Here is a 22272-nt window from a genome sequence, read left to right as displayed (position 1 = left end):
CATGCGACTTAACAGCAAGGTATGCGTAGAGCCGCAGGAGAGCGTTGTGCGCATCGTCTACGCGAGCGAAGCTTGTATCGGCGCCGGCGTGTACGCAGAGATGGAGCGCATCCGCGCCAGCGCGGTACGCCACAACGTGCCCGTCGGCATCCACACCGCGCTGCTGTACCAATCGGGTTGGTTCGTGCAGTGGAAGGAAGGGCCTGGCCACGCGCTGCTGCGGCTGACGGACCGACTCGCGGCGGACCCGCGTCATCACTCCCTTCGTATCGTCCATTCCAGCCGCGGTCCACGGCTGCTGAGCGGCCCGTGGTCCATGGCCATCGTGCAAACGAACGAAGAACCCGAATCCATGGCCCGGCGCGTGGCACGCCTGCGCCAGAGCATGGAAAACGGCGTGCAGTACTCGCCGCCCGCCGTCTGGCGCCAGCTCTCCACGCCCCTGGGCCACCCCGGTGCGGCGCAGCAAACCAACCCTGACGCATTCCAGCGCATTCTGGTGTGCGCGGCGGCGGCTTCCCCCTCGTTCGAGTTCGCGCGATGGCTTGCCGCGCGGCACCAGCAGCCGCTGGTGCGCCGGCGCTTCGCGGGTGATGAGGGGCTGGATGTCGGCACCGACTATGTGGATTTCAACGACGACGACCGCGTACTACGCGTCATCGCCATGTCGCGCAAGGGGCTGGCCGTGCCTCTCACGCGCGCTTTCGTGCCTGACTACTCGCACATCGTGCTGCTGCTTTCCGGCGAGCCCGAGCGCGATCTGCCGCTGCTCGACAAGGTGGCCGCCGCATGCGCCGGGCTGGCTTCGCCGCCGGTGCTGGTCGGAGTGGCGCAGCATCACGCGACACACTCGCGGCCCTTTGCCCTGGCACATCACCTGGGCCTTATCTATCTCGACGCCCAGGCGCACCCCCACGACTGCGCGGGTGTGTGGGCGGCCGTGCACCCCTTGCTGGCCCGCTGGCGCGAAGCTGCCAACAGCGGGCCGCTGTCCATTCCCGACCTGTTTGCCATGAGGTAACTCATGCCCGTTGCGCTTTTCCGCAACGACAACCATGCCTGCCTGATGTCCGCCGACCTGGTCGGGGAGGCCGGGCAGGGCGGCAGGTTCCTCGGGGCTGTCGTGTGCTTTTGAGGACGGTTGCTCTGGCACACACAAGCGGCTAAGCTGCCTGTCTGCGCTGGAGGAGCCCCGTTGAATCTACTTACAACACGATGCTGCATCGCTGGCGGCGGCCCGGCAGGCATGATGCTGGGCCTTTTGCTCGCGCGCGCCGGTGTCGACGTTGTCGTCCTGGAAAAGCATGCCGATTTCCTGCGTGATTTTCGGGGTGACACGGTTCACCCGTCTACCCTGCAGGTGATCCATGAGCTGGGGCTGCTCGAGCAATTCCTGGCCTTGCCGCACGATGCCGTCCAGGTGTTGCGCGCGGTCATCGGCGGCAAAGAGACAGTGCTGGCGGATTTTTCCCGCATCCGCGCCCACAGCCCGTTCATTGCCATGATGCCGCAATGGGAGTTCCTCGATTTTCTGCGTGACGAGGCCGAACGTTATCCGGGCTTTCGCCTGATCCAGAATGCCGAAGTCACCGATATCGTCGAAGATGCGGAGAAGGGCCTGGTCACCGGCGTTTTGGCACAAACGCCTGAAGGACAACTTCAAGTCAGCGCGGCACTGGTCATTGGTGCCGATGGCCGACGCTCTGAGGTTCGGAAGGCAGCCGGCCTGAAGGTACGCGATCTCGGCGCACCCATTGACGTGTTGTGGCTGCGTCTGCCGATGGCCCCGACTGATCCCCCCGGCACTGGCGGCCGTATCGGCCGCGGGCTGTTCCTGGCGATGATCAACCGAGGCAGTTACTGGCAATGTGCGTATGTGATTCCGAAAGGCGGCATGCAAGCCCTGCAACTGCGCGGGCTGGACGCCTTCAAGGCCGATTTGCTGAAAGTCGCTCCCCTGTTTGCTGACCGTGTTCATTTGCTGGCGAGCTGGGACGACATCAAGCTCCTTAGCGTGACGGTGGACCGGCTCGAGCGCTGGTACCGGCCGGGGCTGCTGTGCATCGGTGACGCGGCACATGCCATGTCGCCCATTGGCGGTGTGGGTATCAACCTGGCGATACAGGATGCGGTGGCGGCGGCCAATATCCTGGCACGGGCACTCGCCGATCCGGCGGTGACCGCCTATGCTTTGACGCAGCTGCTGGCCCAGGTTCAGGAACGGCGGCTGTTTGCCACGCGCGTCACACAGGCTGTACAGGTGGCCATACAGAACCGCGTGTTGAGCCCTGTCCTGGCAAGCGCTGCGGGGCAGGACACCTCGCCGCTGCCAGTGCCCTGGCCGTTGCGCGTGATCAACCGCTTTCCTGCGCTGCAGGCCTTGCCCGCCTATGCGGTGGGTATCGGCATCCGGCCTGAACATGTCGCGTCACCGCGGGTGTGAACCCTCCGGCCGGTCAGGCTGTGTGGTGCTTGCGTTCTACGTCGTTTCAAACGGCCGTGGGGCCGAAGCGGGATCGAACGAGAAATAAAAGCAGGCCCCGGAGCCTTCGGTCGACTCGGCGCGAATCACTCCGCCGTGCCGCTCCAGAATGCGGTGCACCGTGGCCAGGCCGATGCCGCTGCCTTCGAACTCGGTTTCATGATGCAGCCGGTGAAAAGGTTTGAACAGGCTGTCTGCATAGGCCATGTTGAAACCTGCGCCGTTGTCGCGGACGAACAGCATTTTCCGGCCGTCTTCGCGATCTGTCAGCTGCCCGAACTCAATCTTCGCGTCGGGGCGTTGCCGCGAATATTTCCAGGCATTGCCGATCAGGTTTTCCAGAATGATGCGGGCAAGTTTGCTGTCGCAATGCTCGCTGATGCCGGGCTGAATGGTGACCTGCACTTGTCGCCGAGGATCGCGTTGCTTTTCCTGAGCAACGACCTGCCGCGCCATGGTGCTGAGGTCAACCTCCTGGAGGCTGAGCTTGCCTTTGCTGACGCGTGCAAGCGCCAGCAGGTCATTGATCAACTCATGCATGCGCACAACGTTGCCGCGGACGCGATCGAACAGGCGCTCCTCTTCCTCGCTCAGGCGCCCCTTGAGCCGGCGCGCCAGCAGCACGCTGAAGCCCTCGATGCTGCGCAGCGGTGACTGCAGGTCATGTGAGACCGAGTAGCCGAAGGATTCAAGTTCCGCGTTGGTGGCTTTGAGCTGTTCGGTGCGCTCGTTCACCCGCTGCTCCAGCGTTTCGTTGAGGCGCTGGATTTCGCGGTCACGCCGCAGGCGCACCAGCTCGGCCGTGACGCGATTGGCAAAAATCTGCACCAGCGCGTCGCGGTCGGGCGATGGGGCCTGGGGCTTGTGCCAGAAGGCGTTGACGATGCCGATGGGGCTGCCGTCCGCGTCGCGCAGCGCGACACCGATGTATGCGTGGTAATTGCCTTCAACCAGGAAAGTGTCCTGGGGAAACAGCTGCTGCAGATCCTGCCCGTACGTACACACGTCTTCCTGGGCGACTGCAAGGTCGCAGGGTGTGCCGGCCAGCGCATAACTTATGTTCGGCTGGAGCACACCGTCCATCACCATCGACAGCGAGGTAACGCTTTGGCCGTCGGTGGTCTCACCGACCATCACCAGATCTGCCGCGATGGCCTTGCCCAGGTTCTGCACCACCGAGTGAAAAAACGGCTCTCCGGTTTCAACGGACAAGCCGCGAGCCAGGTCGAGCACCAGGGCCTCGCGGCGCTTTTGCTCGGTAACATTGATAACGGCACTGAGAATGCATTCGTCCCCGGCGATGTCGACAGGCACGGCCCACATGCGGCAGTCAACCAGATGGCCGTCCTTGTGGCGCATCTGCGTTTCATAGTTGTGCACGCGCTGGTCGCGGCGAAGCTGGGAGACGAAGCGTTCGCGGTCTTCCGTGCTGGGCCAGGTGCCCATGTCCACCGATTTCCGGCCCACAAGTTCCTCGGCGGTGTAGCCTTGAATCGTGTCTGCCGCGGCATTGGCCGCAAGAAACACGCCGTCGGCTGCCCGGGTGATGTTCATGTTGATGGGGCTGAAGTCGAAGGCTTTGGAAAAAAGTTCTTCAGACTGGCGGGCCGCCTGCCGGGCCTGCGTCTCCGCAGTTGCGTCGGTGACGGTGGACACAATGATGCGTGCGGTACCCGAGCCTTCCACTTTGCACGACAGCAGGATGTGGATGAGCTGGCCAGCCTTGGTGCGCGCATCCAGCGGCATGTTGATCACCCGCCCGGTTGCAGCCACCTTCTGCTGGAAAAGGCCGCGAGCCGCAGGGTCATTCCACAGGGGCGCGTCGGTTCCGCCCACAAATTCGCTGCGCGTGTACCCATACAGTCTTTCAAACGCCGGATTGACGTCGAGCACCGACTTGTCTGCCAACGACTGCACCATGATGGCCACCGGGCTGCTGCGGAAAATGCGGGTAAAGCGGTCTTCGCTCAGGCGCAATTCGCCTTCGGCCTGTTCTCGCCGCATCAGTTCGGCATGTTGTTCGCGCAGGGCCTGCAGCATCAGCTGGCGGTTGGTGTAGACGCTGATGGCAATGCCCATCAGTAGCATCATCAGGAAAAGCCAGAACCGCACGTCGACCTTGAAATCGGGTTTGACGAGCAGGCCTGACGCCTCCGCCCAGGTCAGCGCGCCCAACACCGCCGCGCTAAGCAGCATGGCCAGGGTCAGGGCTTTTCTTCCGAGTGTCATGCCGGCCGTGACGATGGCTGCGGCATAACCGAGCATGACGCCGGTGCGCACCGAGCCGTAGGCGAACATGCCTGCCGCCGAGAAGCCGATCAGTGAAAAAACGATGAGATGGCTGACGGCCGTGACCAGCCCGCGCTGGAGAAGCCAGTAGGCAAGTGCGGCCGTGGCCAGCGCGCCCGCCACGATGCCGGTCTGAAGGGCGCCATGGCCCTGGATGATGGTCAGGCCCAACACAATCGGGAGGCCCGCCAGCATCACTTGCAGCAGCGACCGCAATCCCCGCTGGTAGTGCTTGTCAATCAGGTCTGTGGCGAGCAGATAGGTTGATTCGACAGGAGGTTGGTTGGGCATGGGAAATGGACTTGTCTCAGTCTCATACTAAGGCAGGTGGGCGCGGTTGCCTATGTTTCTCTTTGGGCATTTGCCACGAGGCAGTGCCACGCCATCAGCGTAAATTCAGGCTTCTAGCCGCGCGCAACCGGCCGCGAAGGATCGCTGCACCAGTCGCTCCAGCTTCCCGCGTACAGGCTGGTGCGGCCCAGGCCGGCAATTTCCATGGCGATGAGGTTGGGTACGGCGCTGACGCCGCTACCGCAGTGATGCACAACGGTGGCGGGGTCGCGCCCGGCTAGCAGCGCTTCAAACTCGGCCCGCAATTGCGTGGCAGGTTTGAACTTGCCGTCAGGTCCGATGTTTTCGCTAAAAGGCCGATTGAGCGCGCCCGGAATATGGCCGGCTACAGGGTCCAGCGGTTCGACTTCGCCCCGAAACCGCGCGGGCGCGCGGGCGTCGATCACGGCCAGACCTGGCTGGCCCAACCGGCCCACGATGGCCTGGGCATTCACCAGCACCGCTTTCTCCGCTTTTGGAAAGAAAATCGATTGAAAATGTGAGGGCTCTTCGCCGCTGTTGACCTGCCCACCGCTGGCCTGCCATGCCTGGAGTCCTCCGTCGAGCACGGCTACCGCCTCGTGGCCCGCCCACTTGAGCATCCACCACAGACGGCCGCAATAGTTGGCGCCGTTACGGTCATACACCACGGCCTGCATGTCATTGGAAAAGCCGACGCTGGACAGCCAGGTCGCAAATTTTTCGCGGTTGGGCAGCGGGTGGCGCCCGCCGGAGGCGGGCTGGTCGGCGCCGCTGGCTGTCACTACGCCGTGCGCGCCGGGCACGCCATGTTTGGCGCTCAGGTCGGTGTCCAGGTTGGCATAAACCGCGCCGGGAATGTGCGCCTGCAGGTACTGCTGCTTACCTGCCTGCGGTTGCATCAAGTCGAAGCTGCAGTCAAACACCCGCACGGGCAGGTGACTGCCCTGCAGTGCCTTCAGTTGTTCGACGGAGATCAGAGAGGTGTACATGGCAGCTCCAGGAAAATAGGGGTCAAGGGCAGGGCGCTCAATGTTTCAGTGCTCTTCTGCGGGGGAGCCCGGCGCGGCGCGAGCGCGAAGCACGGTGGCGGCGATGCCGCTGGCCACGATCAACGCCATGCCGGCCCAGCCGATCATCTCAATCCGGTCCCCGAACAGCACCAGGCTGTACACCGCACCGAACACAATACCGGAGTATTGCAAATTTGCCACGACCAGGGTGGCGCTGCGGGTTTTGGCCAGGCTGTAGGCCCGCGTCATGCACAGCTGGCCGAGCGAGGCCAGCACGCCCAGCGGAATCAGCCACAGCGCGGGTTTCCAGTGCCATTCGGAGGCACCGGCCATCAGCACGCCCACACCGCCGGCCACGGCCGAACCGACCGCGAAATAAAACACCGTGCGGGTTTCGGGCTCTCCGACACGGGCCAGTGCCATCACCTGCATGTAGGCAAAGGCCGCCAGCAGGCCGGACATCAGGCCGATCAGGCCGGCGAAGGCCTGGTTTTGCTCGATGGTCGGGCGCAGCATCATCACTACCCCGGCGAAGCCGGTGATAACAGTAAGCACCAGCGGACCCTGTGAAGCGATGGTTCCGGTCGTGGCCTGGCCCCGCGCGGGCAGCAGCCCCATCAGCAGCGCACCGCCGACCAGGAAAGCCGCGATCCACACGCTGCTCATGTAGTTCAGGGTCATGGCGGTGGCCAGGGGCAGGTGGGCGATCGCATAGAACCAGGCGCCCAGAGAGACCACACCCACCAAGCTGCGCCACATGTGCATGCCGGGGAAACGCGTGGCCAGCGGGATGCCGCGTGTGCGGGCCAGGGCCCACATGAAAAACATGCCGAGCAAGCCGCGATAGAAAACCAGCTCGGCGCTGTTGAAGTATTCCGACGCGAACTTGACGCAGACCGCCATGGTTGCGAAGAAGAAGGCGGCAGCTAACATCCAGAGGGCTTGCATGTGTCGGTCTGGGTGGGTTTGAGAGTGAAAAGTGACTTTTGCCCTTATGGGACGGACGCAAGCAGCTATAAAAAATATAGTGAAACTGCCGGCGCAGTGCCGGCTTCAAAGCATCTGGGTGGTTTTGCTGGCGCCCATCTCGCGGCGGTACCACTCGTGAAAATGCTGCATGCCGTCTTCCATGGGGCTCTGGTAGGGGCCGAACTCGTTGTCGCCGCGTTGCATCAGGGCCTTGCGGCCGGCGTCCATGCTCAAGGCAATCTCGTCGTCCTCGACACAGGTCTCCATGTAGGCGGCCTGCTGCGCCTCGATGAACTCGCGCTCGAACGCGCAGATCTCCTCGGGGTAGAAGAACTCCACCACGTTCAGTGTCTTGTCCGGGCCTTGCGGATGCAAGGTGCTGACCACCAGCGCGTGCGGATACCACTCGACCATCACGTTGGGGTAATACGTCAGCCAGATCGCGCCGTACTTGGGCGGCACTCCCTGGCGGTATTGCAGCACCACGTCGTGCCATTTCTTGTAAACGTCGGTGCCGGGCTTGCCCAATTTGTCGGACACACCGACCGTCTGCACGGAGTAGTGGGGCGTCAGCTCCCAGCGCAAATCGTCGGTCGTCACAAAGGCGCCCAGGCCGGGATGGTAAGGGCCGACGTGGTAGTCCTCCAGGTAAACCTCGATGAAGGTTTTCCAGTTGTAGTTGCATTCGTGCAGGTGAATTTTGTCCAGCTGGTAGCCGCTGAAGTCGAGATCGGCCATGTGCCCCAGGGGCGCCATCTCGGCGGCAATGTCGCGGCCGTTGTCTTCAAACACCAGTCCGTTCCAGGTGCTGGTTTTGTAACGATTCAAATTCAGGCAGGGATCTACCTCGAAATGCGGTGCCCCGATCAGCTCGCCATTGATGTTGTAAGTCCAGCGGTGCAGCGGGCAGACAATGTTGTTGCCGGTATTGCCGCGTCCTTGCAGCATGGTGGACTGGCGGTGCCGGCAGACGTTGGAGATCAGCTCCACCCCGCCGGCGTTGCGAACCAGTGCGCGGCCGCCCAGCTCTTGCGGCAGGGCGTAGTAGTCGCCCAAGTTCGGCACCGACAACTCGTGCCCCACATAACGCGGGCCGCGCGTGAACAGTTTTTGCTGCTCCCGCTGATACAGGCCGGCATCAAAATAGCTGGAAACGGGGAGCTGGCTGGTGGCCTGCAGGAGTCGAAGGCTGAGATCAGACATGCAATTTCCGAAATGGAAGATTTCGGGAGGGTAGACGGCGCGAAGGCAACCTTGCCATCACGCGGCAAGGACGAGAGGAGAAAACTACCTTTAATTGTAACTCGACCCCCCTGTCGCAACGGCCCGTTGACGCCCTGCGCAGCGTGTTTGCTCCCCTGAGCGCAGGGCGGGGCCGGCGTGAACGGCAGCCCCCGGGAAACCGGGGCCACAACGGCCTAAAATCAGGCTCCAACCAAATACCATGGCCAAAACCTCCCCCACCCCTGCACCCATCGCGCCCGCCAGTTACGAAGCTGCGCTGGAAGAACTGGAAACTCTGGTCGCGAAGCTCGAATCGGGCCAACTGCCACTGGACCAATTGCTCACGGGCTATCAGCGCGGGGCCGAACTGCTCGAGTTTTGCCGCAGCAGGCTGCAAGCCGTGGAAAACCAGATCAAGGTGCTGGAAGGCAGCGAACTCAAGCCATGGAACCAAGAGTAGCCCATTGACCGATCACCAACCTTTTGCGCTGGAAGCCTGGAGCGCCAGACAACTTTCTGCCGTTGAGCAGTCCCTCAAGTGCTGGGTGGCGCATCCCGAACCGAGGCCCGCACCCGCCGGATTGGGCGACGCCATGCGTTACGCCGTGCTGGACGGTGGCAAAAGGCTGCGTCCCCTGTTGGTCATGGCGGCTTGCGATGCGGTGGACGGCAGTGCGGCAGCCGCCATGCGCGTGGCCTGTGCGGTGGAACTGATTCATGCCTATTCGCTGGTGCACGACGACATGCCGTGCATGGACAACGACGTGTTGCGCCGTGGCAAGCCAACCGTGCACGTGAAGTTTGGAGAGGCGCAGGCCCTGCTGGCCGGTGATGCCCTGCAGGCGCTGGCTTTTGAGTTGCTGACGCCCGAGGACGGCTCCATCGATGCCGCAAGACAGGCCGCCCTGTGCCGCATGCTGGCCCAGGCGGCCGGTTACCAGGGAATGGCAGGCGGCCAGGCCATCGACCTCGCCAGTGTCGGCAAGGCCTTGTCGTCGGAGCAACTGCATGACATGCACCGGCTGAAAACCGGCGCACTGCTCCAGGCCAGCGTGTTGATGGGCGCTGCCTGCGGCGCCCCGTCGGCTACGGCAAAAAATGCGTTGCGCGACTACGGTGCGGCCGTGGGGCTTGCGTTCCAGGTGGTCGACGATATCCTGGACGTCACGGCTGACTCGGCCACTCTGGGTAAAACTGCGGGCAAGGACGAGGCCCAGGACAAGCCGACATTTGTATCGCTGATGGGGCTGAAGGCCTCGCGAAACTACGCACAGGAATTGTTATCACAAGCGCATCACAGCCTGAAGGAGAGCGGGCTCAAAAATACCGCTGCCCTCAGCGCCCTGGCTGACATGCTGGTTAACCGCTCGACTTGAAGAAAGACGCTCCGGCCGTCCATAAAGAAACAAGCCATCCAACAAGACACCACGATGTACCCATTGCTTGAAACCATCAACAGCCCGTCCGATATGCGCTTGCTCCCGCGGGCCCAACTCAAGACGCTGGCTGACGAATTGCGCGCCTATCTGCTGCATAGCGTGTCGCAGACCGGCGGGCACCTGAGCTCCAACCTGGGCACGGTCGAGCTCACGGTGGCCCTGCATTACGTGTTCAACACGCCGGACGACCGGCTGGTCTGGGATGTAGGCCACCAGACCTATCCTCACAAGATCCTGACAGGCCGGCGCGAGCGCATGGGGAGTCTGCGCCAGCTTGGCGGCCTGAGCGGTTTTCCCCGGCGCGATGAAAGCGAATACGACACCTTCGGCACCGCGCATTCGTCCACCTCAATTTCTGCGGCCCTCGGCATGGCGATGGCGGCGAAACAAAAAGGTGAAGACCGCCACGCAGTGGCCATCATCGGCGACGGCGCCATGAGTGCGGGCATGGCCTTCGAGGCGCTGAACAACGCCGGCGTCTGCGACTGCAAGCTGCTGGTGGTGCTCAACGACAACGACATGAGCATCAGTCCGCCGGTCGGTGCCCTCAACCGTTACCTCGCGCAACTGATGAGCGGGCAGTTCTACGCTTCCGCCAAAAGCGTTGGCAAGCAGGTGCTCAAGGTGGCGCCGCCGCTGTTCGAGCTGGCCAAGCGGCTGGAGACGCATGCCAAGGGCATGGTGGTGCCGGCCACGCTGTTTGAAAATTTTGGTTTCAACTACATCGGCCCCATCGACGGTCATGACCTCGAGTCGCTGATCCCGACGCTGGAAAACATCAAGCACCTGCAGGGCCCGCAGTTCCTGCACGTGGTGACCAAAAAAGGCCAGGGTTACAAACTGGCAGAGGCCGACCCTGTGGCCTACCACGGACCGGGCAAGTTCGACCCCGCCATGGGCCTGCAAAAATCCGCCGCGCCGGCGAAGCAGACCTTCACCCAGGTCTTTGGCCACTGGCTCTGCGACATGGCTGAAAAAGACAGCCGCCTGGTCGGCATCACGCCGGCCATGCGCGAAGGCTCGGGCATGGTCGAGTTTCACCAGCGTTTCCCGGACCGCTATTACGACGTTGGCATTGCCGAGCAGCACGCTGTGACCTTTGCCGCGGGCATGGCCTGCGAAGGCCTGAAGCCGGTGGTGGCGATTTACTCGACTTTCCTGCAGCGTGGTTACGACCAGCTGATCCACGATGTGGCCCTGCAGAATCTGCCGGTGGTGTTCGCGCTGGACCGCGCCGGGCTGGTGGGCGCCGACGGCGCAACCCATGCTGGCGCTTACGACATCCCCTTTTTACGTTGTATTCCGAACATCAGTGTGGCCTGTCCAGCGGACGAGAACGAGTGCCGAATGCTGCTCAGCAGCGCGTTCGAACAGAACCATCCGGTAGCGGTGCGTTACCCGCGTGGGGCCGGCGCAGGTGTGGCGACACAGGCGAACCTGGATGCCTTGCCTTTCGGCAAGGGTGAGGTGCGGCGTCAGGGCACGGGCGTGGCGATCCTGGCCTTCGGCACCTTGCTGTACCCTGCGCTGCAGGCCGCAGAAAAGCTCGGAGCGACCGTGGTCAACATGCGTTGGGCCAAACCGCTGGATACCGAACTGCTGCTCCAGGTGGCGGCCAGCCACAACATGCTGGTGACGGTGGAAGAGGGCGCTGTGATGGGCGGTGCAGGCAGTGCGGTTGCCGAGGCGCTGTCAGCTGCGAGCGTGAGCAAGCCGGTTTTGCATCTGGGCTTGCGTGATGAATTCATCGAGCACGGCGACCCGGCGCGCCTGCTGGCCTTGCAAGGGCTGGATGCGGCAGGCATTGAGAAGGCGATCCTGGATCGTTTCGGCGTCTTGCCCGCTTCGGTCGAACCTGCGAAGCGCGCTCTCAAATCAGTGGCCTGACATCCAGAATCTGCACATCCTGCGCACCCGCCTGTACAGCACTGGCTGCACGCCACCACACCAGCGCGAATGAGTCTTCGCGCCAGAGGTTCTGCGCAGCGTCAAAGCACGCAAGCTTTGAGGGCAGTAACAGGGCGTCACATGGCCGGCGCCGTTTTGCTGACAGAACACTGAAGACCAGGATGTCGAAGGCGGATTTCAAGGGAAAACCCGCGAAAGTCACTTCTGGGACATCCCTACAATTCGCGCAACAACAGCCGGATACGGCCCGTTGTACCTGCGATTTCCGTCAATGAGGTTAAGCCCTGAGTGGGTAACTCCCAATGCTCAAGGCTTGGGCCACTCCTAGACTCGCGGGTGGTTGTAGCCTATTTTTTTAAACTGAGGAGTTAGCTCATGGATCGTCGTTCCCTTATCAAAAATGCCGGTATTGCCGGTGTCCTGGCGGCAGGCATTGCGCCCGCTGTCCATGCGCAGGGCGCCGCCATTCGCTGGCGCCTTGCATCGAGCTTCCCCAAGTCGCTCGACACCATCTTTGGCGGTGCTGAAACCTTTGCCAAAAAAGTCAGCGAGATGAGCGGTGGAAAATTCACCATCAGCACCCATGCCGCCGGCGAGTTGATGCCTGCTTTCGGTGTGGTGGACGGCGTGCAGAACGGCACCGTCGAGTGTGCCCATACCGCCCCTTACTACTTCTTCGGCAAGGACGAGACTTTTGCCCTCGGTTGCGCCATTCCTTTCGGCCTGAACAGCCGCCAGATGACCGCCTGGATGTACGAAGGCAACGGCATGAAGCTGATGCGCGAGTTCTACGCCAAGTACAACATCATCAATTTCCCGGCCGGCAACACAGGTGCGCAGATGGGCGGCTGGTACCGCAAGGAAATCAAATCGGTCAAGGACATGAAGGGCCTGAAGATGCGCATCGGCGGCTTCGGCGGCAAGGTGCTTGAGCGCATGGGTTCCGTTCCACAAAACATTCCTGGCGGCGAGATTTACCAAGCGCTGGAAAAAGGCACGATTGATGCGGCTGAGTGGGTCGGTCCTTACGATGACCAGAAACTGGGCTTCAACAAGGTGGCTCCGTTCTACTACTACCCTGGCTGGTGGGAAGGTGGCCCTCAGCTCGACGTGTTCGTCAACAACAAGGCCTTCGAAGCGCTTTCCGCGGACAACAAGGCCATCGTCGAAGCGGCGGCTTCCTATGCCCACGTCGAAATGCAGGCCAAGTACGATGCCAAAAATCCGACAGCCCTCAAGCAGTTGGTGGGAAGCAAGGCCAAGGTCCTGCCATTTCCCAAGGACGTTCTGGATCTGGCCTTCAAGGAGTCCATGGCTCTGTATGCCGAAATCAGTGCCAAGAACCCGAACTGGAAGAAGGTCTATGACGACTACGCTGCATTCCGCAAGGACCAGAACTTGTGGTTCCGTTTTACCGAAGCGCGTTTCGACAGCTTCATGCAGACCCAGAAGCTGTAAACAGTTTCTGCCCTGCTGACCAAAGCCCCGCTCTGCGGGGCTTTTTTTATGGGCGCTTGTCGTCACCCAGGACCCAGAACCCATGAGTCTGCGCGGTGTTGCAAAGTCTTGTCGGGGGATGGCCCGTAGCCGTCCGGGCCACGAAGAGGCCCGGAGAAGAGCAACTGATGGTGCTGCTCCGCTGTAAAGCTTCGCGGACGGACGCTGCGCAAGCACTCCGACGGCGTTTTACGCCCTGCTCATGGACTTTTTGATCGCAATCCGAAGGGACGCATTTGCATAAATTGCGTTGGCAGGCCCGGACTGCCTCCGGGGCAGCGTGCGGCAGAGGGCGCGTGTAGCGAGCAGTCGCCGCGCGGCTGGCGCAGGCTGTGGGACGCTCCTCGAAAGCAGCTGGAGCCTTTGGAGCCCCGCCTGGTCGACAGCGGGAGTCGGCTGCGGGTCAAGCAGATATTCAACAGCCTGCTGACGCGTAAAAAAAAGCCCCGGTATGCCGGGGCTTTTGGGGTTTCGAAGCAGAAGTCGCGAGAGGCCGTTACTTCTTTTCCTTGTCCTTGGCCATGGAGTCCTCCATGGCTTTCATTGGGTCATCATCGGCCAGCTTTTTCTCTGCGGCAGCTTCTTCGGCGCTGCCTGCGGCTGCAGGTGCTGCAACAGGGTCCTGCTGAACTTCCAGGATCACCTTGTCGAGATCGAGCTTCTCAACCTTGTCGAGGCCGCTGGACACAATGCCGGGGAAGGCAATGATCAGGCCGACCATGACGATCTGGATCAACACAAAGGGAACGGCACCCCAGTAGATCTGCATGGTGGTCACGGGTTGGATCAGCTTTTTGGTGACTTTGTCGGTGTATTCCTTGATCGGTGCGACGCTGCGCAGGTAGAACAGCGCAAAACCGAAGGGCGGATGCATGAAGGACGTCTGCATGTTCACGGCCAGCAGCACGCCGAACCAGATCAGGTCGATGCCCAGCTTTTCAGCCACAGGCGCCAGCAGCGGGACCACGATGAAGGACAGCTCGAAGAAGTCCAGGAAAAAAGCCAGGAAGAAGATCAACACGTTGACCACGATCAGGAAGCCAACCTGGCCACCCGGCAGGCCGCTGAGCAGGTGCTCCACCCACTTCGGTCCGTCCACACCCTGGAACACCAGGCTGAAAATGGTTGAGCCGATCAGGATGAAAACCACGAAGCAGGACAGCTTGGTGGTGGTGTTGAGCGCCTGCTTGAGCAACGAGAAGCTCAGGCGACGGCGCGCAAACGCCATGATCAGCGCGCCGAGCGCGCCCATGGCGCCACCTTCGGTCGGCGTGGCGATGCCGAGGAAAATCGTGCCCAGTACCAGGAAGATCAGCAGCAGGGGGGGGATCAGCACAAAGGTCACACGCTCGGCCATGCGCGACAACAGGCCCAGGCGGGTGACCTTGTTGGCTACGGCGATCACAAACGCCAGGATCACACCCAGACACATGGACACCACAATGGTTTCATCGAGCGGCACCGAGGTGACGGGTTCGCCCTTCCACCAAGTCTGTACCCCAGCGTAGTGTTTGGCGAAATAGACGGCAGTACTGGCTGAGGCGATTGTCAGCAACAGCAACGACAGCAGGCCGGCCTTGCCGTTGTCTTCGCGGATGGTGCGTGCTTCCGCAGGCAGTGCAGGCACCCATTGCGGTTTGACGAAGGCAAGCACGAAGACATAACCCACATACATGCCGGTCAGGATGAAGCCGGGAACAAAAGCGCCCTTGTACATGTCGCCCACGCTGCGGCCCAGCTGGTCGGCCAGGATAATCAGCACCAGCGAAGGCGGGATAATTTGCGCCAGAGTGCCGGATGCGGCGATGACACCCGAAGCCAGACGCCGGTCATAACCGTACCGCAGCATGATGGGCAAGGAAATCAGGCCCATGGAGATCACCGAAGCAGCAACCACACCGGTGGTGGCAGCCAGCAGCGCACCGACCAGAATGACCGCAATGGCCAGGCCGCCGCGCAGCGGGCCGAAAAGCTGGCCAATGGTGTCCAGCAGGTCTTCGGCCATGCCGCTGCGTTCGAGCACCAGGCCCATCAGCGTAAAGAAGGGAATCGCAAGCAGCGTGTCGTTCTGCATGATGCCGAACAGGCGCAGGGGCAAGGCCTGAAGCAATGCCTCGGGCAACACACCGAGCTCCACACCGACAAAGCCGAAAAACAGGCCGCAGGCGCCGAGGCTGAACGCCACCGGAAAACCCATCAGCAGGAAAACGATCAGCCCCATGAACATGATGGGGGCGAGATTTGCAATAAAAAATTCCATGATGATTTTCCTGTTCAGCCGGCGATTTTGGACTCGGCGAGGCGGCGTATCGCCTCGGCCAGCTCTTCTTCAGCCGTCTTCTCAACTTTCTTGGCCGTCGGGTCTTCGATCAGGCCTTTGAGGAAGGCCACGCGCTTGATCAGCTCAGACCAGCCCTGCATCATCAGCAAGGTAAAACCGATGGGAATCATGGCGTACACCGGCCAGCGGATCAGGCCCCCTGCGTTGCCCGACATTTCGTTGGAGCGATAGCCCTGCAGGAAGAACGGGATGCCGTAATACAGGATCGTCAGGCACACCGGTGTGAGGAAAATGGTGAACCCGACGATGTCTATCCAGATCTGCCCGCGTTTGGACAGTTTGCTGGAGACGACGTCGATCTTGACGTGTTCACCCTGCAGCAGCGTGTAGCCCGCCGCAAGCAGGAAGGATGCCGCGAAGAAGTACCACTGCACTTCGAGAAAGGCATTCGAACTCATGTTGAATACCTTGCGGATCACGGCATTGACGGCGCTGATCATGGTGGAGGCAAGAATCAACCAGATCACGTATTTGCCGATCTGGGCATTGAGCCAGTCCACGGCGTTGGAAAATTTCAATAAGGCGCGCATGTTGTCTCCAGAAATATGAGTCCGCGCATTAACAATCATCCGGCAGACCTCTCTGGGAAGGGCTGCCGGATGCGGGTCTGCGCGGTTGGGATTTTATAGACGACTATAGAAGGCAAGCTGACAGCTTCGTGACGGTGTTATCCCGTAGCGGGGACCGATGCCAGGCGCGTCCGGTTCTGCTCTTTACAGGAGAACGCGCCCTGGAGAGGGCAGGATCGTGCTAAATGACCTGAACGCCGCTGCCTTCCCGCATGCGGCCTATGGCGCGGGCATCGGCAAAGCCCTGGCTGTGAAAGCAGGTCAGGACCTCGTCGGCGATTTCCGGAGCGCAGGACACCAGCAGCCCGCCGCTGGTTTGCGGGTCGGACAGCAGGGCCTGCCGGGCCGGGCTGATACCGGCCGGCAGAACCACTTCGCTGCCGTAACTGGCCCAGTTGCGGCCCGAGGCGCCGGTAACCAGGCCCTGCGCTGCCAGCTCGAGCACACCTGGCAGCAGCGGAATCTTGTCGAGCTGCAATTCCATCTTCAGCTTCGCGCCGCGAGCCAACTCCAGCCCATGGCCGAGCAGCCCAAAACCTGTGATGTCGGTCAGCGCATGGACACCCTCCATCTGTGCCAGCGCAATGCCCGGTTTGTTCAGTTGGGTGGTCACGGCGATCATGCGCGCATGGCCCTCTGCATCGAGTGCGCCTTTCTTGAGTGCTGTCGACAGGATGCCGACGCCAAGTGGTTTGCCCAGGACCAGAACGTCGCCCGCGCGGGCGCCCGAGTTTTTCTTGACGCGAGAAGGATGGACCAGCCCCATCACGACCAGCCCATAAATAGGCTCGACCGAATCAATCGTATGCCCGCCGGCAATTGGAATGCCGGCGTCACGGCAAACATCCTGGCCACCACGCAGGATGGCGCCTATGGTCTCCAGCGGCAACACGTTGATGGGCATGCCCACCAGCCCCAGCGCCATGATGGGCGTGCCGCCCATGGCATAAACGTCGCTGATGGCATTGGTCGCGGCGATACGGCCGAAGTCGTAGGGGTCGTCCACGATGGGCATGAAAAAGTCGGTCGTGGCGATCAGCGCCTGTTCGTCATTGAGCTGGTAGACCGCGGCATCGTCGGCAGTTTCAATGCCGACAAGCAGCTGCGGCGGAATGGGAAGGTTGCTCGAATTCTTCAGGATTTCGCTGAGCACCCCCGGCGCGATCTTGCAGCCACATCCGCCTCCATGCGAGAGGCTGGTCAGACGGGGATGGGCGGGAGGAGTCAACTTCTCGGGGGCGTTCATGGCGTGGCTTTCAATGCGCTGGTAACCAAGTTTATGACACGCCGCTTTTCTTCGGACGGATCGAACAGATGGGACCGCTGGCGGCATTGTTTTTCCAGAAACGACAGAAAGTGCCTGTCGGCAGCGCAGCGCTGTAGCAGGGCCGCCAATGCCGTGTCATCACCTACCGGAAAGTAGCCCGCGTAGCCGGCGCCCAGCATGCCGATGTTGCCCCGAATACGGGAGGCCAGCACCGGTGTTCCGCACTGAATGGCCTGCAGGATCACCTGCGCGCCGCCTTCCATAAGGGAACTGTTCACAAGCACATGGGCGCGCTTGATGTGCTGGCGTGTACTGGTACGCGGCAGGCCGCCCAGCCACCGATAGCCCGCTATTGTTTTTTCTGCCGCCTGCACTGCCAGTGCCAGTTCGGGCGTCAGTGCGTTGCCAATCTGCTCGAACGCCCACGGATGCTGGCGATCTGCGGACCCGGAAGCCAGTCGCTCTGCGGCGCGCAAGAAGGTGAGGGGGTCTTTCTCATCGCGCAGGTGGCCCACCATCACCGCACGAAACGGCCACAGGGGTTTGGCCACCGGCTTCAGGGTGCGGGCCGACTGGTAGATCACGCTGGCTTTTTTGCGCAGGGCAACGGGCAAATCCTCCAGGCCGGCTTCCTGCAGAACCACCAGATGGGTGGCCAGCGCCAGTGACTGCTGCGCGCTTGCATCGGTTTGGATGTCACGGTACAGGTCTGTCCCTGTGAGGATGACGATCAGGGGCTTGCCTGGACAGCAACGTGCCCACGCTTCGATGGAGGGGGCCGAACGTCGCGCGTGCAGTGCAATCATGGCATCAGCGCAAGGCGATACTGAAGAGTCACTCCACTGAGGCAGCAATGTGGTGTTGACTTGACCCGAGAGGCATTGCGCCCAGCGGTCTGCAGTGTGCCAATTGCCGTTGTTGGCCTCCTGCAGGGCGGGAGTGACCAGAATCAGGTTGTTGATTTGGGAAACACGGTCCAATGTCTTCACCTTGCGTGCGGGCTGATGCCTTTCGCCGCAGGTTAACAGGTCAGACTGCACAACACCGTTTAACCGCCTTCGGTGTCGCGCCCTGCTGTGAGTTCGCCTTTCTGGGCGTCGTAGACAAACTGTTTTTTTGCCAACGCCGGCTGGTAGTTGAGCATGTCAATCAAAAAGCTCAGGGCTCCCAGGTTGTTGCCCAGGCGGTCGAACGTTCCGGCTGCGCGGGCCTGTTGCTCGTTCACGTCTGTTGCGATCATCTGGTCAACCAGTTCGCGCATGTGCATCACCGCGAGCGCGGCCTCGTCCAGCCCCAGCACGGCCAGCACGCCCCGCATCTGCGCGAGCTGCCCCGGCACTTCGGCCAGGAGCTTTTTGTCTTGCGGGGCGCGGAAAAAGTTGTCCAGCGATTTTTCCAGTACGCCCAGCGAGAGGCGCAACTCACCCACCACGGTGGCCATGGTCTGCTTGTCATTGACGCGCCGGTACAGCTCCTCCATCCATGGCTCCGGAGCTTGTGCCGGTGCACCGGCACGGGCATTTTCCAGGCGTTTTGCAAGGCGAGCCGCGCGTGCCGCGAGTTGCGGGTCGTCGGGGTCGAGGTCGTCGAACGCGGTCTCAAGATAGAGCACCGCGGTTGCGACCTCCAGGGACAGCTCAGGCCCAGGCGCGCGCCCGGAACTCACCGTCGCCTCGATCACGCTGGACAAGGCCCGTGCAAGCGGCTCGCTGGGCGGGTGAAGTTTGACGAGTGAATCGGTCACCAGACTGACCTGGTCGCTCAGTGTTTTTAACCGGGTCAGATCGCCCTCGGCCACCAGGGACCAAGTCTCTTTGGCTGAGCTGATACGCTTGCGGGCCTGGGTGATCAGGGCGGGCGCAAAACGGCCGAACTGGATCGCTTCGTAGTCGACCGGCTGGAACCGGGCCAGGCCGTAACTTGCGCGAACGGCAGACAGCACCGGTGCATCTCCCGCCTGACGCGGCAAGGCCTGCGTACACAGAAAAAGCAGATCCTGCGCAAGCCGGTCTGACGCATGCGGATTGCCCTTGGCAAGGGACGCGTATTGCAGCAGGATGCGCAAAATGGCCCTTTTTGCATAGACGTCGACCTTCAGCAGGCCCTTGGCCAGCGCCTCAAAAAAACCGGCTGCGGTTTTCCAGAAAGCCCTCGGTTCGCCCTCGGTTTCCGTCTCTGCAAAACCCAGGCACATGTCGGAGAGGGTCTGCGCAGACTGCTTGTCGCCGGTACGCACGAGTTTTAAGGTGCAGCGATCCAGAACGTTTCTGGATGCGTCGTCATAGGCCAGAGCTTGCGTTGTGGAAGCCAGCTCGGGTTCTATCCAGCGCCATTCGAAAGCCCAGAGATCCGCCGGGTGAACGCGGTTCGCACCCACCAGTCCCTGGATATCGCGGTATTGCGGAAACAGCGAAACCGCAGAGGCCGGTTTTCCCGTCAGCACCTCTTCGAGGTAACCCGTCAGGGCAAAGCCGGCAAGTTCCATCTTGTTGGCCGCTTCGGGGGTGCACTGTGCGGGGAATTGAACAAACTTCTGCACCGCCGCTTCCATGGCCCGCACGATCAATGCCGGTGCGCTCAGGCCGACCATTTCCAGTGCGCCCACCGCTTGGTGCAATTGCTGGCGGGCAATGCGCAGCTGGCTGGCGTCCAGCGCGGCCAGGTCAGAGCCTTTGGCCGCTTCGGCTTCGCGTACAAATCGTTTGGTTGCCTTGGAGGAGCTGTCCAGTGATTTTTTCAGCTCGTCCAGAACCCAAGCCAGCGGGCTCAGGTCCATGATGCTCACGTCGAGGTCTTCAGTCGACGGATTCAGATCGTTTGATGGCATAAGTGGCAGACCGGTGTGTGGAGCGGCGCTCACGGCCAGGAGCCGGGATGCGCGCAGTGTTTTCGGATCATGATGCGAACTCTAGCAGTCTATCCCTGACCTTACTGCTTCAGGATACGGCGAGTCAATCGGGTGACAACCGGTAGCCAATTCGGGTTGACTGGTTGCCCTGTAGCGCTTTCCCGTTATTTACGGGGGCGCAAGATAGAAAAGCGGATTAGTAGGGAAGATGTCATGGCAGGTGGCAGCCAATCTGTTATTGTGAAATCGCCGACAGGAACACAGCTTTGGCCTCAGACGCTTCACCCCATTCATCCGCCCAACCCTCTACAGCCGGGCTGATTGATTCACCCCTGGTACGAAATGCGGGCCGCGACGTGCTGTCGCTGGCGCTCATGGACGCGCGCAACCACACGCTGCATCTTCTGGGGCAGTACCAGCAGGCCTTGGAGTCGGTGAATTTCGCCGTTCCACAGATGTCCGTTCTCAACCCGCCTTTGTGGGAGCTGGGCCACGTTGGCTGGTTTCAGGAGTGGTGGATCGGGCGCAACATGCAGCGCTCGCGCGGGCCGCGCTGCGATGCGGCGCATGCACGGCTGGCGTCGATCGAGCCCAGCGCGGACCGCTGGTGGGACTCCGGCCACGTGCCGCATGACCAGCGCTGGACACTGGACCTGCCGGGAGTGGCCAACTGCCGCGCCTATCTGCTCGACACGCTGGAGAGCACGCTGGAGCTGCTGGAAAAAGCCGGTGACGATGACGATGCGCTTTATTTCTACCGCCTCTGCCTGTTTCATGAAGACATGCATGCCGAAGCACTGACCTACACCGCGCAGACACTGGGCTTGAGCCTGGATAAAGCCTTGCTGCAGGTCTTTACCCCGCCGACCATGGCATTGCGCGAGCCCTTGCTGGTGCCGGCCACGGTCTGGAAACTCGGCAGCCCCGATCCTTCGCTGGTGACTGGTTTTGTGTTCGACAACGAGCAGGCACAGCATGAGGTCAGCGTGCCCGAGTTCGAGATTGATGCGCAGCCGGTGAGCTGGGCGCAGTTTGTGGAGTTTGTCGACGACGGCGGCTACGACCAGCCCGAGTTCTGGCAACCCGCGGGTTGGGACTGGTTGCAGGCCGCTGCAAAAAGCGAAGGCCGGCGCGGCCCGCGTTATGTCGAGCAGATCGGTGTGGCCAGCGGTGCAGTGATGCAGACGCGATTCGGCAAGGCCATGCGCATGCTGGGCAATCAGCCGGCCATGCACATGAGCTGGTGGGAAGCCGACGCCTGGTGCCGCTGGGCCGGGCGCCGGCTGCCGGCCGAGGTTGAGTGGGAAGTGGCGGCGCACACGGCGGCGCGGCGCGGTTTCCGCTGGGGTGACGTGTGGGAGTGGACGGGAAGCACTTTCCGGCCTTACCCGGGTTTCACGCCGGGCCCCTACGCCGATTATTCGCAGCCGTGGTTTGAAACGCACAAGGTCTTGCGCGGTGCCTCTTTCGCGACGCGCGCGCGCATGAAACATCCGAAGTACCGGAACTTTTATCTGCCGGAGCGGGATGACGTCTTTTGCGGGTTTCGTTCTTGTGCGCTCTGAAAAAGATAGCTGCTCGCGCTCGGGGGATAAGGGCTGTAGCTTCTTTTCTTATAAATTTTTAGGGGTTTCAGGGCACTCCTGACGGCTTGGCGGTTCGAGTTCATTGGTGAAATGTGCTTTTTACCCTTATTGCACGGGCGCGAGTAGCTATTGAATTCATAGCGGATGTCACCTTCTTTTCGTTGGGTTTGTCATCCTGGACTTGATCCGGGATCCATGCGGGCGATCCTCTAACGCATCCTTCCACCGTTCGGGCTGAGCCTGTCGAGGCCGTCTTTGCTTCCTGCGTTTGTGGTGTGCCAGCTAGCCGGGGGTTGCCCGGCGGCAACTCACTTTCTTTTGCTTCGCCAAAAGAAAGTAAGCAAAGAAAAGGCGACCCTACTGTCTGCGTCCCTCCTTCGCTGGCGCTTCGGAGGGAAACCTGCGGTGCTCGGCAAAAGCGGGGTCTCGCTCGAACTCGCCTTCGGCTCAGACAATCGCGAGCCCTGATCCGCTTTTGCCTGCGCTCCTCGGCGCATACAGAAGGGTGGGGGAATGGGGCGGGAGCGGAAT

General features: G+C 61.6%; 17 protein-coding genes. 7 read left to right on the top strand and 10 right to left on the bottom strand.

Annotation, left to right across the window (positions count from 1 at the left end):
* Position 1 precedes the first annotated feature (1 nt).
* Entirely contained in the window at positions 2-1021 is a 1020-nt protein-coding gene (locus B0B52_RS19280; protein ID WP_077595298.1) for a BLUF domain-containing protein, read from the top strand.
* 174 nt (positions 1022-1195) lie between these two features.
* A complete protein-coding gene (locus B0B52_RS19275) occupies positions 1196-2443 on the top strand; it encodes an FAD-dependent oxidoreductase (protein ID WP_077595297.1) in 1248 nt (415 codons plus the stop codon).
* Positions 2444-2479: 36 nt separating this feature from the next.
* Here B0B52_RS19275 and B0B52_RS19270 read toward each other — a convergent pair whose 3' ends face one another.
* The 4 genes from B0B52_RS19270 to B0B52_RS19255 form a co-directional block, all read right to left on the bottom strand.
* Positions 2480-5062: a PAS domain S-box protein gene (locus B0B52_RS19270; protein ID WP_077595296.1), complete on the bottom strand. Its 2583-nt coding sequence runs from the start codon at positions 5060-5062 to the stop codon at positions 2480-2482.
* 113 nt (positions 5063-5175) lie between these two features.
* The gene (locus tag B0B52_RS19265) at positions 5176-6072 is read right to left on the bottom strand and encodes a sulfurtransferase (RefSeq protein ID WP_077595295.1); all 897 of its coding nucleotides are present in this window, start codon (positions 6070-6072) and stop codon (positions 5176-5178) included.
* A 45-nt stretch (positions 6073-6117) separates the two neighbouring features.
* Entirely contained in the window at positions 6118-7041 is a 924-nt protein-coding gene (locus B0B52_RS19260; RefSeq protein WP_077595294.1) for a DMT family transporter, read from the bottom strand.
* A 105-nt stretch (positions 7042-7146) separates the two neighbouring features.
* Positions 7147-8265: an aromatic ring-hydroxylating dioxygenase subunit alpha gene (locus B0B52_RS19255; protein ID WP_077595293.1), complete on the bottom strand. Its 1119-nt coding sequence runs from the start codon at positions 8263-8265 to the stop codon at positions 7147-7149.
* Positions 8266-8506: 241 nt separating this feature from the next.
* On the opposite strand from B0B52_RS19255, the gene B0B52_RS19250 reads away from it, so the two are divergent.
* The 3 genes from B0B52_RS19250 to dxs are packed head-to-tail and all read left to right on the top strand — an operon-like array spanning position 8507 to position 11612.
* Positions 8507-8746 (top strand): exodeoxyribonuclease VII small subunit, encoded by a 240-nt coding sequence (locus B0B52_RS19250; protein WP_077595292.1) that lies wholly within the window; start codon positions 8507-8509, stop codon positions 8744-8746.
* 4 nt (positions 8747-8750) lie between these two features.
* A complete protein-coding gene (locus tag B0B52_RS19245; protein WP_077595291.1) occupies positions 8751-9662 on the top strand; it encodes a polyprenyl synthetase family protein in 912 nt (303 codons plus the stop codon).
* A 54-nt stretch (positions 9663-9716) separates the two neighbouring features.
* On the top strand, positions 9717-11612 hold the full coding sequence (gene dxs / locus B0B52_RS19240) for a 1-deoxy-D-xylulose-5-phosphate synthase (protein WP_077595290.1): 1896 nt from the start codon (positions 9717-9719) through the stop codon (positions 11610-11612).
* Here dxs and B0B52_RS19235 read toward each other — a convergent pair.
* Positions 11596-11814 (bottom strand): hypothetical protein, encoded by a 219-nt coding sequence (locus B0B52_RS19235; protein WP_139352022.1) that lies wholly within the window; start codon positions 11812-11814, stop codon positions 11596-11598. The genes dxs and B0B52_RS19235 overlap by 17 nt on opposite strands.
* Before the next feature lie 194 nt (positions 11815-12008).
* Between B0B52_RS19235 and B0B52_RS19230 the strand changes: the two genes are divergently transcribed.
* A complete protein-coding gene (locus B0B52_RS19230) occupies positions 12009-13091 on the top strand; it encodes a TRAP transporter substrate-binding protein (protein WP_077595288.1) in 1083 nt (360 codons plus the stop codon).
* Between the two features lie 535 nt (positions 13092-13626).
* On the opposite strand, the gene B0B52_RS19225 is transcribed toward B0B52_RS19230, so the two are convergent.
* The 5 genes from B0B52_RS19225 to B0B52_RS19205 all read right to left on the bottom strand — a co-directional run bounded on the left by B0B52_RS19225 (position 13627) and on the right by B0B52_RS19205 (position 20134).
* Positions 13627-15390: a TRAP transporter large permease subunit gene (locus tag B0B52_RS19225; RefSeq protein WP_077595287.1), complete on the bottom strand. Its 1764-nt coding sequence runs from the start codon at positions 15388-15390 to the stop codon at positions 13627-13629.
* 14 nt (positions 15391-15404) lie between these two features.
* On the bottom strand, positions 15405-16001 hold the full coding sequence (locus B0B52_RS19220) for a TRAP transporter small permease subunit (protein ID WP_077595286.1): 597 nt from the start codon (positions 15999-16001) through the stop codon (positions 15405-15407).
* A gap of 220 nt (positions 16002-16221) precedes the next feature.
* A complete protein-coding gene (gene selD / locus B0B52_RS19215) occupies positions 16222-17286 on the bottom strand; it encodes a selenide, water dikinase SelD (protein WP_077595285.1) in 1065 nt (354 codons plus the stop codon).
* Positions 17283-18287 (bottom strand): selenoneine biosynthesis selenosugar synthase SenB, encoded by a 1005-nt coding sequence (senB, locus tag B0B52_RS19210; protein ID WP_077595601.1) that lies wholly within the window; start codon positions 18285-18287, stop codon positions 17283-17285. Before senB ends, selD begins: the two co-directional genes overlap by 4 nt.
* 68 nt (positions 18288-18355) lie before the next feature.
* Complete coding sequence (locus tag B0B52_RS19205; protein WP_139352021.1) at positions 18356-20134, bottom strand: hypothetical protein; 1779 nt, start codon at positions 20132-20134, stop codon at positions 18356-18358.
* A gap of 287 nt (positions 20135-20421) precedes the next feature.
* On the opposite strand from B0B52_RS19205, the gene senA reads away from it, so the two are divergent.
* Positions 20422-21720, top strand: coding sequence for a selenoneine synthase SenA (gene senA, locus B0B52_RS19200; RefSeq protein ID WP_254425776.1), 1299 nt, complete (start codon positions 20422-20424; stop codon positions 21718-21720).
* Positions 21721-22272 lie beyond the last annotated feature (552 nt).

Source organism: Polaromonas sp. A23 (assembly GCF_002001015.1).
Taxonomy (GTDB): Bacteria; Pseudomonadota; Gammaproteobacteria; order Burkholderiales; family Burkholderiaceae_C; genus Polaromonas.
Note: the sequence above shows the minus strand (reverse complement) of the source record. Positions and strands in the feature narration are given on the sequence as shown.

Excerpts from the sequence above, each read along its gene's own strand:
- dxs (WP_077595290.1), top strand. The coding sequence starts at position 9,717 with ATGTACCCATTGCTTGAAACCATCAACAGCCCGTCCGATATGCGCTTG.
- B0B52_RS19280 (WP_077595298.1), top strand. The coding sequence starts at position 2 with ATGCGACTTAACAGCAAGGTATGCGTAGAGCCGCAGGAGAGCGTTGTG.
- B0B52_RS19250 (WP_077595292.1), top strand. The coding sequence starts at position 8,507 with ATGGCCAAAACCTCCCCCACCCCTGCACCCATCGCGCCCGCCAGTTAC.
- B0B52_RS19265 (WP_077595295.1), bottom strand. The coding sequence starts at position 6,072 with ATGTACACCTCTCTGATCTCCGTCGAACAACTGAAGGCACTGCAGGGC.
- B0B52_RS19230 (WP_077595288.1), top strand. The coding sequence starts at position 12,009 with ATGGATCGTCGTTCCCTTATCAAAAATGCCGGTATTGCCGGTGTCCTG.
- B0B52_RS19205 (WP_139352021.1), bottom strand. The coding sequence starts at position 20,134 with ATGCCATCAAACGATCTGAATCCGTCGACTGAAGACCTCGACGTGAGC.
- B0B52_RS19270 (WP_077595296.1), bottom strand. The coding sequence starts at position 5,062 with ATGCCCAACCAACCTCCTGTCGAATCAACCTATCTGCTCGCCACAGAC.
- B0B52_RS19225 (WP_077595287.1), bottom strand. The coding sequence starts at position 15,390 with ATGGAATTTTTTATTGCAAATCTCGCCCCCATCATGTTCATGGGGCTG.
- B0B52_RS19260 (WP_077595294.1), bottom strand. The coding sequence starts at position 7,041 with ATGCAAGCCCTCTGGATGTTAGCTGCCGCCTTCTTCTTCGCAACCATG.
- selD (WP_077595285.1), bottom strand. The coding sequence starts at position 17,286 with ATGAACGCCCCCGAGAAGTTGACTCCTCCCGCCCATCCCCGTCTGACC.
- B0B52_RS19255 (WP_077595293.1), bottom strand. The coding sequence starts at position 8,265 with ATGTCTGATCTCAGCCTTCGACTCCTGCAGGCCACCAGCCAGCTCCCC.
- B0B52_RS19220 (WP_077595286.1), bottom strand. The coding sequence starts at position 16,001 with ATGCGCGCCTTATTGAAATTTTCCAACGCCGTGGACTGGCTCAATGCC.